Below are 13,592 nucleotides of genomic sequence, written 5' to 3'. Positions count from 1 at the left end.
GTGGCGAAAGGTAAACAACATTTGATTGCGGGGCGCTGCTATTGCGGCGCAGTGCGCTACAAAATCCAAGGCGAAATAGAGCATGTGTGCATCTGCCATTGTCGCAGCTGCCAGCTTGCCAGTGGCGCGCCCTGTGTGGGTTGGTTGACCGTAGAGCGATCGCAGGTAATGTTGTCCGGCGCACTGAATGAGTGTTACGGCGCACCCCAAGTCCAGCGCTGCTACTGCGCCAATTGCGGCACGCCCATCAGTTACTCGCACAGCGCGCGGCCCGATCATGTGGACATTACGCTGGCCACATTGGAAGATCAAAGCGCCGTTCAACCCAGCCGCCATATCTGGGTGTCACACAAGGTCCCATGGCTTTCACTGGTGGATGGTTTGCCCCAATTCGATGAGTTTTCGGGAGCCATGGATTGACTCAAGCGTCGGACCAAAATGACGGCGCTAGGCCTGCCGACGATGCCCAATCCGAGGCAGTGGTCATTTACCTGTTTCAACATTTCCAAATCTGCAGTGAACCGCCGCAGTTGATTGCAAGCGGCACGCCGCGCGACATTCCACCCCGCCATTTGGATTTGCTGTTGCTGCTGTTGCAACAACCAGAAAAGCCGCGCTGGACGCACGAAGAATTATTGGCAGCGCTCTGGCCCGGCCGTGTTGTCACTACACAATCGGTGGCGCGGTTGGTGGCCGATGCCCGTAAAAGTTTTGCTGCCGTCGGCATTAAAGGGCGCGTGGTTGAAACCCTACATGGCCACGGCTACCGCTTGGCGCCGGTGTTTGTCGCCGGTCTTACCTGTTTACCCCACAAGGATGTGTCGAAGTCGAGCGGCAATAATGCCGTCGCAGATGACCTCTCAAGCGCACAGCCAGTTAGACGTGGTGCGCGTGTCGCCATCTACATCGCTGCAGCCATTGCTTTTGGCATCTTAATTGCGCTGGCGAAGTATTGGTGGCCGGCGGCAACACCGCCCGTGCTCTTTAGTGAAGCGCAAGCCGTTGCTGGGCGCATTCTGTGGGTAGATGACAATCCCCATAACAACACCGCAGAGGTCGCTGATTTACGCAGCCGTGGCTACGGAGTGCATCAGGTGAAATCCTCAGCCGACGCCTTAACCTTGGTCAAAATTTACCACTTTGATTTAATCATTTCCGACATGGGCCGACACGGAAATCCTTTGGCGGGTTTGGAGTTGCTGAGCGCATTGCGCGCCGCCAACTTTGATCTGCCGGTGGTGTATTACACCTTGGTGGTCAACCCACCACTGTTGGCCGAAGTGGCCGCTCGAGGAGGGCAGGGCGCCGCTGAATCATCGGACGCTCTCACGCAATTGGTGGATACCTATGCTGGCAGTCGCCATAAAACCCACCTCAAAACTGCGCAGTAGGCAGTTATACCTTTTCAAAAATTAGCATAACTTGTTGATAGTATTTAATTTTTAAGAATCATATTGTTTCAACCTTTGGTCTGCTAAGACTCGCTATGATGGCGTCAATGCTGAGATGGGTTGAACCGTCATGGATAACGATAAATTCAAAAAACCGCCACTGGTGCTGCGTGCCTCACTCACACTCTGGCTGTGTTTGAGTGTGATTGTGGCACTGCTGCTGTTGGGCTGCGATGTCGGCGCGCCACGGGACCAGAACCAGCCGCCGCACATCGATCCCGGCCCCCTGTTGCTAGCGGAGAGCGGTCAAGTTATTACCTTGGTGGTAGGCGCCTACGACCCGGACGGTGAGATTCGGGATTATCAGTGGCGTCAGTTGGGTGGCGTGGCAGTCACTATGAGCCAATATCGCCACGGCTGGCTAAACATCAAAACCCCACAGGTGACTGAGCGCGAACTGCTGCGTTTTGAACTCACGGTAACCGACGATCAAGGTGCAAGTTATCGCGCTGCCAAATGTGTACTACTCCTACCCAAAAGTGCCGCTAGTGCTAAGCAACCCACGGCCCTCACTGCCGATTCGGTGGAGGGCGAGGCCGCTTGCAATCTGCAACTACTGGCGGATCTGCACTGAATCGAACGCGTTTTATTAGCCGTCAGCCGCATCCCTCTGGCTGGCGGCTTTTTTTTAGGGCACGGCTAATGGTAATCGCAGGAAAGTCTTAACACGTGTTTCTGGTGCACTTAAATTCTCAATAATCAAACCGATGTTTTTCAAACACCGTTTGCGCCGCCAGCCACACATCGCCGATGTCACCGTTGCCCACGGGTTTGCCGTCGATGCTGGTAACCGGCGCAATTTCTTTGGATGAACTGGTGATCCACACCTCGTCGGCACTATTTAATTCTTCCAAGGTGATGGTGCGTTCGTGCACGGGTATTTGGGTGTATTTTTGCAGTACATCTAACAAAATGAGGCGGGTAATGCCGGGCAGTAATTGATGGTCGAGTGGCGGTGTAATCACTTCACCATTTTTCACCATGAACACATTGCAGGCGCTGGCCTCAGTGACTTCGCCTTGGCTGTTGTACAGAATGGTTTCATTGTTGCCTGCAGCATGGCCCTGCTGGTAATGCATAACATTGCCCAGCAGTGCCGTCGATTTAATGTGGCAGCGACGCCAACGCAAATCTTCGGTGGTGGAAACTTTGTAGGCCTTGGCTTTGCTTTTGTCGGCGACGGGGGCGGGCGCGATGTCAAAGGCGAAGGCAAAGACGGTGGGGGCAACCCCTTCCGGGTAGGCGTGGAAACGTTTGGTGTCGGCGCCGCGGCTCACGTGTAGGTAGATACCCAGATTGCCGTTGCCGTTTTTAATCATCAGCTGCTCGCACACCTGTCGCCATTGGTCGTGGTCCCAGGGGAGGTCGATCTCTACCAGAGCTAAGCCTTCGCGCATGCGGTCGATATGTGGGCCAAAACCCACTAGCTTTCCGCCGTATGAAGGCACCACTTCATAGATGCCATCGCCAAATAAAAAGCCGCGATCCAGTGGGGATATGCGGGCGTCCTCCAGTGGCAGGTATTCGCCGTTTAAGTATGCAATAGACATAGTGTCACTCAACTAAAAATAGAAATTGTTGGCTCACGCGCTAAGGTGTAAAGCTGCAGGCCGCCCGTAGGTCTTGAATCAATGTTAAGCCAATGTCCGGTGCTAGGCCGTCTTCGGTGATTTCATTGCGGCGCGTTACGCCGTCTACGCTGTTGCCCGCCGACAGATACTCAAGCATAGCCACCATGTCGATCTGCGCGAGCAAATCTTCACCGCGCACGTACCCCAGTAGGGCAATCAATCCGTGTGCGGCCCAGTTGGAAACGTCGGCGATCACCAGTTCGTCCACGCAGGTGGCGGCGGGCACTATGTCGAGTTTGGCAAGGTGCTCGTAGACATTGCCCATGCCAATTTCATTGCCGCCGTCGCCGATGCCGATGGACGGGCAATCAGCCAATTCGATAAACGTATCGAAACGCGCGGTGCCAGCGGAAATGTCTTCGCCGCGCATGTTGTGATAGTGGCCATTTTTGGCGAGCCCCGGCCGCTCGATGGCGATGATCAGAGCGGGCTTCAATTGGGCCAGTGCGGCGGCAACACCCGCGCGATGTTCAGCCAGACAATCGGGCTTGCCCACACTGATTTCGTGCAACCGATAGCGTTTGGCCAGCTCCGTGGACAGTGGCCGACCACACACCAGCACAGGGGTTAGTCCGATGTGCTCCAGCGTTTCATAGAGCGCAATGGCGCCCACAGGGCCGTCGGTTTCAAAGGTGCCCACCACGGGAAAGCCGGTGGCGATGAGCACGGTGCCACGGGCTTGCTGGATGAGATTCACCGCGCGCAACAAATAGCCGGGCGATAGGGCCGCTTGCAATTCTTTCATACCGCGCGGATTGCGGCGCACTAGCATATCTTCCAAGGTGCGCGAGAGCGCGAGCAATGCCGGCGTCATGACAAGCGTTCCAGTTGTTGGGTTGCAGCCAGCCGGCGCCGTTCGGCCAGCAGCAGTTCTGCGTGTGCTGCCTCTGCACTGATTGGCGCAAAGCTGACCGTGGCGCCGGGCATGAGTTGGCCTAGGAGCGCGAGATCAGCGCTGAATACGCTGCCAATTTTGGGGTAGCCGCCGATGGTTTGGCGATCATTGAGCAGCACGATGGGCTGGCCATCGGCTGGAACTTGAATGGCGCCCAAGCAAATGCCCTCTGACACTATGCCGCCGATATCGCATTGGAGTGCAGGCCCGCGCAGACGATAGCCCATTCGATCGCACTGCTGGCTGAGTTGATATTCGTGGCTGTAGAACAGGGCTCGCTGGGCGGCGCTAAAATGCGCCACTTGATAGCCCTCGATCACACGCAGCACTGGGTGTTGGGGATAGGTGGGCCAAAGATTGACGGGTAGCATTTGATCGTCCGTTGGGCGTTGGGCAAGCACCGGCAGGGCATCGCCCGTAGCCAGCGCGCTGCCATTCAAGCCGCCGATACCCTCCCGCACCACGGTGGCGGTTGAACCAAACTGGGGCTTCACATCAAAACCGCCAGCCACTGCGAGATAGGCGCGCGCGCCCTGCTTGGCAAAGTCCAATTTGATGGTGCTGCCCGCCGCAACAGTGTGGCTTTGCCAAATCGCGCGCGGATTGCCATCGATAAATAGCGGCATTTGCGCCCCGGTGACGGCAATCTGCACCTCTGCGTTCGCGCGCAACTCCATGCCACCCACGCTGACTTCTATGGCCGTGGCATTAGGTGTATTGCGCACCAGCGTGTTGGCCCAAAAAAAGGCGTCGGCATCGAGCGGTCCACCGGTGGTTAACCCCAGGCCGTGTTGGCCTTTGCGGCCCGCATCCATAAGTAGCGCCAGCACGCCGGGCTTGATCACTTCGACGGTGTTCATAGGCTGCCCCCTGCGGCGATAAATTCATCGCGGGTGATGGGGTAGAACTGCACGCGATCGCCACTTTGTACCGGCATACAGGGGTCGGCCTTGGGATCGAACATGGGCGTAGGGCAGCGACCGATGAGGTTCCAGCCGCCGGGCGAGGCGGCGGGGTAGACGGCGGTCTGCCGATCGGCAATGGCCACCGCGCCCTTGGGCACTTTGGTTCTTGGGGTGGCTAGGCGCGGCGTGGCTATGCGCTCGTCCACTTGCCCCAAATAGGCGAAGCCGGGTGCGAACCCGATGGCGTAAACCCGATAGATTGTGTCGTGGTGAATACTTACTACCTGCTCAACGCTCATGTTTGCGCGCTTGGCTACATCGGCCAAATCTGGCCCCACCTCGGGGTGGTAGTACACCGGCAGGCGAATTAACTGGCCCTCTTGATGGTGCGAGGCATCCACAAGCGCGCAGTTGCGCACGCAGGCCCGCACGGTTAACGGGTCTACCAGCAGCGGGTCGTAGACCACTAACAATGAGCCGTATGAGGCCACTAAATCTTCCAACCAGCGCGGATTTTGCGCGCGCAATGCGTCCGCACAGGCGGCCACCTGTGCCGCTGCGGTGTCGTCTATCCCCGCGTCTGGTGCACCAAAATAAACGATTAGGGCATTGCTGCCAGCGGTTTCGATGCGCATGTCAGGCATCATTCGGCCTTTTTCAAAAGCGCGCGGATACCGGCGATGGCGGCCACGCCGGCGGCGTTGTCTCCGTGCACGCACAGCGTATCTACATGTAGCTCGAGCGTGTGGCCGCCCACGGTGGTGACGCTACCTTGTTCGGCCAATTGCCGGACCTGCGCCATCATCTTGTTGTGATCGTGCACCGCCCCTTTTTGAGCGCGCGACAGCAGTTTGCCATCGTCGTCGTAGCATCGGTCGGCGAAGGCTTCAAACCACAATTCGATGCCGTGCTGTTGCGCCTCGGCCCTGTGTTGCTCAGCGTCAGGTGTGGCTTGCAGCATTAGCTTGATCGGGCGGTGGTAACTGGCCACGGTGGCCATGAGGGTTTCACGCACCAGCGGCTTGGCCATCATGTCGTTATAGAGCGCGCCATGGGGTTTGACGTACTGCACCTGCTGTTGCTGGCAGGCGGCCATGCCGTCTAGCGCGGACAATTGATACAGCACCAGGGCGCGCACTTCATCGGCGCTGCAATTCATGGAGCGACGGCCAAAGCCCACCAGATCTGGGTAGCTGGGGTGAGCGCCCACCATGACACCATGAGCGGCAGCCAGTTTTAACGTGTGCGCCATGATGAGCGGGTCACCGGCGTGAAAGCCGCAGGCGATGTTGGCCTGGTCAATGTGCGGCATGACCTGTTCGTCCATACCCATGGTCCATGCGCCAAAGCTTTCGCCCAAGTCACAATTCAGTAGCAGGGTCATAGGTACCTCGCAGTGCGCAAATTAAAAAATCGCCAACTTGGCGTTAGGGATGTCGGTCACCAGCATACAGCCGGGGCTGTGGGTGATACAAAAAGGCGGTTTGGCCTGCATGATGGCCGCTTGCGGGGTGACGCCACAGGCCGTAAATACCGGCACTTCGCCCGCCTTCAGCGTTACCGCATCGCCATAGTCTGGAGCGTTCACGTCGGCGATGCCAATGGCTGCTGGATCGCCAAAATGCACCGGTGCGCCGTGCACTGATGGAAAGCGCGAGCAAATTTGGATCATGCGAATCGCGTCGCTCGGTACAAAGGGGCGCATGCTCACCACTAAATTGCCGCTAAACCGACCCGCCGGCTGGCAGGCCAGGTTGGTGTTGAACATGGGCACATTCTTGCCCTCGCTCAGGTTCCGAATTTCCAGGCCGTCGGCCAACAACGCCTCCTCAAAGGAAAAGGAGCAGCCAATTAGGAAGGTGACTAAATCGTCGCGCCAGTGATCGCTCACATCGGCCACTTCTTCCACCAATTTACCCTCGCGCCAAATGCGATAGCGGGGCAGGTCGGTGCGGATGTCTAGGTTCTCGCCCGCGGCGCTCATGAGCGGGTTGCCGGGCTCGTCACTCATGGCTATTAGCGGGCAGGGCTTTGGGTTTTTTTGGCAAAACTGCAGAAAGTCTGCGGCCCAGTCCTTGGAAAGGATTGCCAGGTTGCACTGCACAAAGCCGGGCGCTTGGCCTGAAGTGTTGCCGGTAAACGCGCCGCTGCGAATGGCGCGGCGCAGCTCGGCCGGTTGAGCGAACAATTGCGTCATGAAAGTTTCCGAGTAATAGCCGCGCGCAGGCGGATTGTCAGTTATGGGCACATCTACAGGTACACCTATATTTACATCAGAAGGCTACAGGGAGTTATTGGCGGCGTACATGGGTAAATACGCGAACGATTGTTTGCCAAATGCCCACCTTTATAGCCAACAAAATAGCGGACAGAGTATAGCGCCAGTAAGGCGGTGGGCCCTAGGGGAGGGCTCATATAGTGCAGTTGTGTGCGCTACTTCAGCCCAATCACCAAGGTGTCATCCACGATGCGGTAGTAGGGCACATAGAGGTCCGGCACTTCGGGGCTCTGCGAGCGGCCAAACAAGTTGAAGACTAACTTGTCCTGCCAGAAGTCATCCAAGCTTTGCGAGCATTTAAACCCACCTTGGACTACTTCCTCCCGATGCTTAAATGGTTGATCGATATAGTGGAATGCGGCGCAGGGCACGATGCCGTTGTACCACTTGTGAAAGCCAAACATCAGGTAGCCCTGATTGCGGTCGAACACGAACACCTTGATGGGGTACTTTTCCCGGCTGGTGCGTTCAGGCGGGTCTATCACTTGTTTTGACTTTCTAATACGGCGATCGTATTGGTCGCCCAGCAATTCAGCCCGTGGTCGAATAATGACCAGCTGCTGACTGTGCCATTCCAAGTAGTAGGGTTTGTCGGTGGGGATGTCCGACAGCGGCACTTCCAATTCGTAGTGATCTTGGCCGCTAAAGAGCAGCACAATAACCGCCAGCAAGGCCAAGCCCACCAGCGCGGCGGCAATCTTTATGGGGGTGCTAGTCGAAGTGGGTTGGGGGGACAAAAGTGCAATTCCAATTGTAAGTGTTAGAGGTTAGACGGATAAATCGGGCAATGTGCCACCTTAAATTCCCCGGGATAATAGGTGTCAGGCGTCGTTTTCATGGGTGAGTGCGACATCTAAATGCCCTCCACTCAGCGAAATCCGCACCCCGATGGGCCTGCAGCAGACCTGACAGTCTTCAATATAGTCTTGATCGCCGCCGGATTGATCCACCAACAGACTTATGGCTTCGCCGCAGTAGGGGCAGGATGTGTGGAACTCTTCGAGCATGGAAATTACCGGCGTGATCTGAGGCTCCATACTACCCTAACTGGGGCATAAGGCGATTAATTGAGGTCGCGCCTTTTTACAGGGAGCTCAGTTCCTGATGTAATTGCCGGTTAACGTTGTAAGGAGTGAACACATGGCTGAATGCCGGGTAGTACTGGTTACCGAAGACGCGAGCTTTGGTAGTCGCTGGGTGAATGAATTGAAGCAAGTAGCTGAGGCCGACACCAGCTCGCCCATTCGTCTGTGCTTTTCACATTGCAAGGCCGCGCAGCTAAAGGCGCAGCTGTATTTGGGTGAAACCCAAATTGTGGCCTTGGATGAAGGCAGCTTGGGCGAACCAAGCCTTGATGCCTGCTATGACGAAGTACGAAATTCCCGCGCCGAAATCGACTGCATCTTGCTGACCGACGGCAAAATGCCCGACGAAGATGCCGAGTTTGAAGGCGTGATCTCCCGCGCAGAGTCCAACTATGGCGTGGTGTATCGCACCCTGCGCCGCGAATTGTTTGAGCGCACAGCAACGCCCTTTGCCGATGCGTTGAAAGAGTACGTTTACGCAGCCAAAGATTCTTGGCACACGCCCGGGCACTCCAGTGGCGACAGCTTGAGTTCAAGTCCGTGGTTGGTGGATTTTTACCGCTTCATGGGCGAGCACATGTTCAATACCGATCTGTCGGTGAGCGTAAAAATGCTCGACTCCCTCATGGAGCCGGTTACCGTCATTCGCCAAGCGCAAAACCTGGCGGCCAAAACCTTTGGCGCGCGCCACACCTATTACGTCACCAACGGCACCTCAACCTCTAACAAAGTGGTGTTGCAGTATTTGATGCGCCACGGCGACAAGGTCATCGTCGATCGCAATTGCCACAAGTCCGTGCATCACGCCATGATTATGAGTGGCTCGGTCCCCGTTTATCTAGAGTCTTCGGTCAATCAAACCTATGGCGTGTATGGGCCGGTGCCGAAGGCAAAAATTTTTGCCGCCATCGATGAAAACCCGCAGGCGCGCTTATTAATTTTGACGTCCTGCACCTACGATGGTTTGCGCTACGATTTAAAACCCATTATCGATTACGCCCACGAGCACGATATCCAAGTGCTCATCGACGAAGCTTGGTATGCCCACGGTCGCTTCCACCCACAATTGCGCCCTACCGCGCTTGAGGCAGGCGCCGATTTCGTCACCCATTCAACGCACAAAATGTTGTCAGCTTTTTCGCAGGCTTCGATGATTCACGTGGGTCACGGTGTTAAAAATTTCGATGCCCCACGATTTCGCGAAGACATCAATATGCACACCTCCACCAGCCCGCAGTACGGCATGATTGCGAGTCTGGATGTGGCGCGCAAACAAATGAGTATTGAAGGCTTTAGCGTGCTCGCGCGCACATTGAATTTCGCGCAGGAAATTCGCGACTATGTTGAAGCAAACACGCCGTTTAAATCCTTGGGTGTAAACGATTTGTGTGATGTGTCCGTGCAAAATGACGGCATTAAGCTCGATACCACCAAGGTCACCATCGACGTGGGCTGCGGTGGGTTGTCGGCGCCAAAAGTGCAGGCGGTATTGTTTAATGACTACGGCATTCAGGTGGAAAAAAACACCCACAACACCATTACCCTGTTGGTTACCATTGGCACCACCGAAAGCAAAGTGCTGCGCTTAAAACAAGCGCTGCACAAAATTGCACAAACGGCATCGGGCAAACCGATGGAATATTCACACCAATCCATTCCCGCGCTCAGTAAAATTCGCGTACTGCCACGCACTGCGTATTTCGCCGATGGCGAAAAAGTAGCGCTGACTCAAGATGCTGGTAATTCTGATTTGGTCGGCCGCGTCGTGTGCGATGAAATTGTTCCCTACCCGCCGGGCATTCCGCTAGTGGTGCCGGGTCAGGAACTCAGCGCAGAAATACTCGCCGCTATTGCCAACTACGTGTACGAGCGCAAAGACTTGGAAATGCACGGTGTGCAAGTTATCAATGGCGAGCCCTTCATCCGCGTGATGACACCCGAAGCAGAAGCCAGAGGCAAGGCAGAACTGGCGGCATTGTAAATTTGGGTTAAGCACTTTTGCTTAAAAAAAGCCTGTCCTTACGGATGGGCTTTTTTGTAGGCGCTGTATTAAATAAAAGGGTGAGTCGAGATTTGCCCGGAGCCTACAGCCTTTGAGGTAAAAATGACTCGCTGTTCATTATTCGTCCGATATTTTCGTTGAATTGCCTAGCATCTGCTGGTTTAATCTGCCGGTTTTTTTTTGCCATGTTTAGGGGAATCTAATAATGAAAAAAGGATTGGTATTGTCGGTAGTGTGTGGGCTGTTGGTCGCCTGTGGTGGAGGCGGCGGCAGTGACGGTGGTGAAACGATTACTCCCGTGCCTGTGCCCGCACCTACACCTACACCTACACCTACACCTACACCCACACCTACACCCACACCTACACCTACACCCACGCCCACGCCAGAAGCGCGATTAACGGCTGACCTAATAAAGACAGCCACTCAATGTGATGCGGTACAAGCAGATACCGATGCGCAGTTTGTGGTTCACAGCGCCGATGGCAGTATTTTGGCAACCCATGCGCCCGACGCCGAGGGCAAAATCGATATTGTTTGGCCGGAAGAGGCACAGCACGTGAGTATCGTCGCCACGGTGGGCGAGTCAGGTGCCTATCGCATCAGCAGCATCATTGACGTCACTGAGGGTGATTTGGGAATACGCAAAGAATATGACAGTCAGCTTGACACAAATTGCAGCTGTCAAGATCTGCAGCTCGATTTAAGTAACGTCAACAGTGCCTACCCCAACCATACCGTCTTCATCGGCGGCGGCCTGCAACAGGGCAGCATTCATCCCATGAGTTGGTGCACTGTGCCTGATCAACCCTTTCCAATGGTGGATATTTTATTGCTTCCCACAAGCGATGATCAGAATGCCTTTGCTACCTTGCTGCAGGTCGAGGCCGATCAAACCAACTACACCCTCGTGGCAGATGACTTTGCCGCCGACGCCAACGCCGGTTTTGAGGCAGTAATTGCCACCAATGCCACTGATATTGCGTTCTATCGCACCTATGCCAATACGGCGGCTGGCCGCCAATTACTGATGTCGGGCGAAGCGCGTCAGTTTGTGTTTCCGGGTCAAAGCAGCAATAACTTCGTACAGGCCTACCGAGATGTTGCAATGGGTAGCACCGAGCAGGGCAGCGTTACCTATGACGCCATTCGCCGCATTAAAGTGGATACCAACAGCGCCACCCAGACGTTGACTATTGCCGAAAATGAAGACGCTTTGTTAGCCGCCATTGCCGGCCTGAGCGATGCATTTGCCGAAGGCACTTCGGTAGATTACGACCTATCGTCCCTTGGCAGCCAGCGCACCGTCGCCTATGGGAACCTGTTCGGCACCGACTATCAGTGGCGATTGGATGCGCCGATAGCCGGTACACTGCCCGCTTTACAGCTGCCTGCAGCTGTTGAGGCGGATCTGGCCTCCCGCTCGTCGACGGATATGTATATCGGCGTGAGTGGTTACCTGCAAGATGGTGGCCGTGCGGAGTTCCGGCGCCAGTGGGCCACCGAATCGCGATCTGGCAGCAAGGTCAGGCCGGCTTATTTTGACAATTACGATGCTGAGCAACTGCGTATCGTTTTTGAGTAATGGCGGCATAGCCTCTTGTGGCTGACGCAAGAGAGCAACAAAGGGGCTCAATCCTTCGGGATTGAGCCTTTTCTATTTATACGATTTCGTTATTAAAACCTTCCTGTGTCTGACTCATGTCTCGTAGGCATAGCCCCAGCCCCCTGAATCAAGGGGCATCGCGTTTTCAATGGTTTGTGAGACATCCATCACGGTTGCGCAAGAAATATACAGTCATGCCTTAGTGCTATAAAATTATGACGCGGCGCGTTTTAAGCCCTTTGTGTGAGGGTCTGCTGAGTGATTCGTGCAATTGGATTGCTATTTAGCTGCTAGTCGCATTAATGGACCGCTTTTAGTGGTCCACACAGCTAAAAGAAATAATCGCCTGGAATGGGCGTAAAACTTGGGGATACCACTATGAAAGGGCTGTTTCGCGCGGTTGCCGCGCTCGCTTTTGTGTTTTCTTGCACGGCTGTGCAGGCACAGGAGGGGCTGGTAGAAACTCTGGCAAAGGCCAAACAGGCCGATCCAAGCTTTTTGGGGGCGGGATTCCAGCGAGCTGCCGAGCAAGAAGCCATCGCCAAGGCGCGCGCAAAATTGCTGCCGTCCTTGTCTTTCGCCGTTGATGAAACGCGCAATAACGATCGCATTCTGGAATCTGAAAACCAGGTAGCCGATTCGTCGAAGGCCTCCTACGACACTACCACCTTCACCCTCGCCCTAAACCAATCCATCTATAACCATGAGCATTGGGTGCGTTACGGCCAGTCCAAGCTTATTGCTCAGCGCGCCGATATTGATTTCGATAAAGCCCGCCAAGACATGCTGATGTCCGTTGCCGAGCGTTACTTCACTGTGCTGAAAACCGAAGAGCAGCTGGCTGCTATCGGCGCAGAGAAAGAGGCGCTGAGCCGCCAAGTGGAATACGCCACCAAGAGCCGCAAGGCCGGTATCGGGCGCAAGTCGGAGGTGGAAGATGCCGAGGCGCGTTATTTCACTGCATTGGCTGAAGAGGCCCAGTTCATCAAAGCGCTCGATGATGCGCGCTATGAGCTGTTGAAAATGACCAATGAGTTGCCCACCAATTTGCGGCCTATTCAGGAGCAAATTCCCTTAACGCTGCCTGAGCCTACCGATCCGCAACAGTGGATTAATACGGGGTTGACCAAAAACCCCGATGTCCTTTCGCAGCAAACTGCATTGAAAGAAGCTAAGAAAGAAATCAGCGCACAAAACGCGGGACACTTTCCCACCTTGGATTTGACCTATCGCCAATTCACCGAAGACCAGGGCGGCTCGTTATTTGGCGGCGCTAGCAAAATCAAAAGCGATGAAGTGGCGTTGCGGCTGGAAATTCCCATCTACCAAGGCGGTGGCGTTTCTGCAAGCAAGCGTGAAGCTATCGAGAGAATGTATAAAACTCAAGAGGATTTGCATCGCGTAATGCGATCTGTGCAAACGGATGTGAACTCCGCCTATCAAGGTGTTATCGCCAATATCGCCCAGATCAAGGCGTTAGAAAAAACGGTTAAATCCCAGCGCAGTGTGTTGATGAACAAGCAGCGCGGTCATCAAGCGGGCATCTACACCATGTTGGTTGTGTTAGATGCTCAGCGCGATCTCGCCGATGCGGAACGCAACTACATCGAAGCGCGCTACGACTACGTCATCAATAGTTTAAAACTCAAGCGAGCGGCGGGTGTGTTAGTTGAAGACGATCTTCAACACATCAACGCGTGGCTGAAGTAACAAGAACGTTAATTACATGTTGCCTGCAC

14 protein-coding genes are annotated in these 13,592 nt (G+C 55.1%); 6 read left to right on the top strand and 8 right to left on the bottom strand.

Annotated features, from left to right (window positions below; all coding sequences use genetic code 11):
• The 3 genes from FHS30_RS14400 (at nt 1) to FHS30_RS14390 (ending at nt 2,025) form a co-directional block, all read left to right on the top strand.
• Nucleotides 1-420, top strand: a complete 420-nt coding sequence (locus FHS30_RS14400; RefSeq protein ID WP_183911211.1) for a GFA family protein — start codon at nt 1-3, stop codon at nt 418-420.
• Nucleotides 417-1,391: a response regulator gene (locus tag FHS30_RS14395; RefSeq protein ID WP_183911210.1), complete on the top strand. Its 975-nt coding sequence runs from the start codon at nt 417-419 to the stop codon at nt 1,389-1,391. The genes FHS30_RS14400 and FHS30_RS14395 overlap by 4 nt, the downstream gene beginning before the upstream one ends.
• Before the next feature lie 130 nt (nt 1,392-1,521).
• The gene (locus tag FHS30_RS14390) at nt 1,522-2,025 is read left to right on the top strand and encodes a PKD domain-containing protein (RefSeq protein WP_183911209.1); all 504 of its coding nucleotides are present in this window, start codon (nt 1,522-1,524) and stop codon (nt 2,023-2,025) included.
• A 118-nt stretch (nt 2,026-2,143) separates the two neighbouring features.
• Here FHS30_RS14390 and FHS30_RS14385 read toward each other — a convergent pair whose 3' ends face one another.
• From FHS30_RS14385 to FHS30_RS14350, 8 genes are all read right to left on the bottom strand, one after another.
• On the bottom strand, nt 2,144-3,001 hold the full coding sequence (locus tag FHS30_RS14385) for a D-amino acid aminotransferase (RefSeq protein ID WP_183911208.1): 858 nt from the start codon (nt 2,999-3,001) through the stop codon (nt 2,144-2,146).
• 40 nt (nt 3,002-3,041) lie between these two features.
• A complete protein-coding gene (locus FHS30_RS14380) occupies nt 3,042-3,896 on the bottom strand; it encodes a DUF4392 domain-containing protein (RefSeq protein ID WP_183911207.1) in 855 nt (284 codons plus the stop codon).
• Nucleotides 3,893-4,837: a 5-oxoprolinase subunit C family protein gene (locus tag FHS30_RS14375; RefSeq protein WP_183911206.1), complete on the bottom strand. Its 945-nt coding sequence runs from the start codon at nt 4,835-4,837 to the stop codon at nt 3,893-3,895. Before FHS30_RS14375 ends, FHS30_RS14380 begins: the two co-directional genes overlap by 4 nt.
• Nucleotides 4,834-5,529 (bottom strand): 5-oxoprolinase subunit PxpB, encoded by a 696-nt coding sequence (pxpB, locus tag FHS30_RS14370; RefSeq protein ID WP_221197320.1) that lies wholly within the window; start codon nt 5,527-5,529, stop codon nt 4,834-4,836. The genes FHS30_RS14375 and pxpB overlap by 4 nt, the downstream gene beginning before the upstream one ends.
• Nucleotides 5,526-6,266, bottom strand: a complete 741-nt coding sequence (locus FHS30_RS14365) for a 5-oxoprolinase subunit PxpA (RefSeq protein ID WP_183911205.1) — start codon at nt 6,264-6,266, stop codon at nt 5,526-5,528. The genes pxpB and FHS30_RS14365 overlap by 4 nt, the downstream gene beginning before the upstream one ends.
• Nucleotides 6,267-6,287: 21 nt before the next feature.
• Nucleotides 6,288-7,079: a putative hydro-lyase gene (locus tag FHS30_RS14360; RefSeq protein ID WP_183911204.1), complete on the bottom strand. Its 792-nt coding sequence runs from the start codon at nt 7,077-7,079 to the stop codon at nt 6,288-6,290.
• A 236-nt stretch (nt 7,080-7,315) separates the two neighbouring features.
• Complete coding sequence (locus tag FHS30_RS14355) at nt 7,316-7,897, bottom strand: hypothetical protein (RefSeq protein ID WP_183911203.1); 582 nt, start codon at nt 7,895-7,897, stop codon at nt 7,316-7,318.
• Nucleotides 7,898-7,981: 84 nt separating this feature from the next.
• On the bottom strand, nt 7,982-8,197 hold the full coding sequence (locus tag FHS30_RS14350) for a CPXCG motif-containing cysteine-rich protein (RefSeq protein WP_425502382.1): 216 nt from the start codon (nt 8,195-8,197) through the stop codon (nt 7,982-7,984).
• Nucleotides 8,198-8,300: 103 nt separating this feature from the next.
• Here FHS30_RS14350 and FHS30_RS14345 point away from each other — a divergent pair, with 103 nt between their 5' ends.
• The 3 genes from FHS30_RS14345 to FHS30_RS14335 all read left to right on the top strand — a co-directional run bounded on the left by FHS30_RS14345 (nt 8,301) and on the right by FHS30_RS14335 (nt 13,563).
• On the top strand, nt 8,301-10,226 hold the full coding sequence (locus tag FHS30_RS14345) for an aminotransferase class I/II-fold pyridoxal phosphate-dependent enzyme (RefSeq protein WP_183911202.1): 1,926 nt from the start codon (nt 8,301-8,303) through the stop codon (nt 10,224-10,226).
• A gap of 226 nt (nt 10,227-10,452) precedes the next feature.
• Nucleotides 10,453-11,832 (top strand): hypothetical protein, encoded by a 1,380-nt coding sequence (locus FHS30_RS16990; protein ID WP_221197358.1) that lies wholly within the window; start codon nt 10,453-10,455, stop codon nt 11,830-11,832.
• Between the two features lie 399 nt (nt 11,833-12,231).
• Complete coding sequence (locus tag FHS30_RS14335) at nt 12,232-13,563, top strand: TolC family outer membrane protein (RefSeq protein ID WP_183911201.1); 1,332 nt, start codon at nt 12,232-12,234, stop codon at nt 13,561-13,563.
• The last annotated feature ends 29 nt before the right edge of the window (nt 13,564-13,592 follow it).

This window comes from Simiduia aestuariiviva, from assembly GCF_014192475.1.
Taxonomy (GTDB): domain Bacteria; phylum Pseudomonadota; class Gammaproteobacteria; order Pseudomonadales; family Cellvibrionaceae; genus Simiduia; species Simiduia aestuariiviva.
This window is presented reverse-complemented; position numbering and strand designations above follow the sequence as displayed.

What these genes read in the sequence shown, in the direction of transcription:
- FHS30_RS16990 (WP_221197358.1), top strand. Translation starts at nt 10,453, where the DNA reads ATGAAAAAAGGATTGGTATTGTCGGTAGTGTGTGGGCTGTTGGTCGCC.
- FHS30_RS14385 (WP_183911208.1), bottom strand. Translation starts at nt 3,001, where the DNA reads ATGTCTATTGCATACTTAAACGGCGAATACCTGCCACTGGAGGACGCC.
- FHS30_RS14335 (WP_183911201.1), top strand. Translation starts at nt 12,232, where the DNA reads ATGAAAGGGCTGTTTCGCGCGGTTGCCGCGCTCGCTTTTGTGTTTTCT.
- FHS30_RS14390 (WP_183911209.1), top strand. Translation starts at nt 1,522, where the DNA reads ATGGATAACGATAAATTCAAAAAACCGCCACTGGTGCTGCGTGCCTCA.
- FHS30_RS14350 (WP_425502382.1), bottom strand. Translation starts at nt 8,197, where the DNA reads ATGGAGCCTCAGATCACGCCGGTAATTTCCATGCTCGAAGAGTTCCAC.
- FHS30_RS14345 (WP_183911202.1), top strand. Translation starts at nt 8,301, where the DNA reads ATGGCTGAATGCCGGGTAGTACTGGTTACCGAAGACGCGAGCTTTGGT.
- FHS30_RS14375 (WP_183911206.1), bottom strand. Translation starts at nt 4,837, where the DNA reads ATGAACACCGTCGAAGTGATCAAGCCCGGCGTGCTGGCGCTACTTATG.
- pxpB (WP_221197320.1), bottom strand. Translation starts at nt 5,529, where the DNA reads ATGATGCCTGACATGCGCATCGAAACCGCTGGCAGCAATGCCCTAATC.
- FHS30_RS14360 (WP_183911204.1), bottom strand. Translation starts at nt 7,079, where the DNA reads ATGACGCAATTGTTCGCTCAACCGGCCGAGCTGCGCCGCGCCATTCGC.
- FHS30_RS14365 (WP_183911205.1), bottom strand. Translation starts at nt 6,266, where the DNA reads ATGACCCTGCTACTGAATTGTGACTTGGGCGAAAGCTTTGGCGCATGG.
- FHS30_RS14380 (WP_183911207.1), bottom strand. Translation starts at nt 3,896, where the DNA reads ATGACGCCGGCATTGCTCGCGCTCTCGCGCACCTTGGAAGATATGCTA.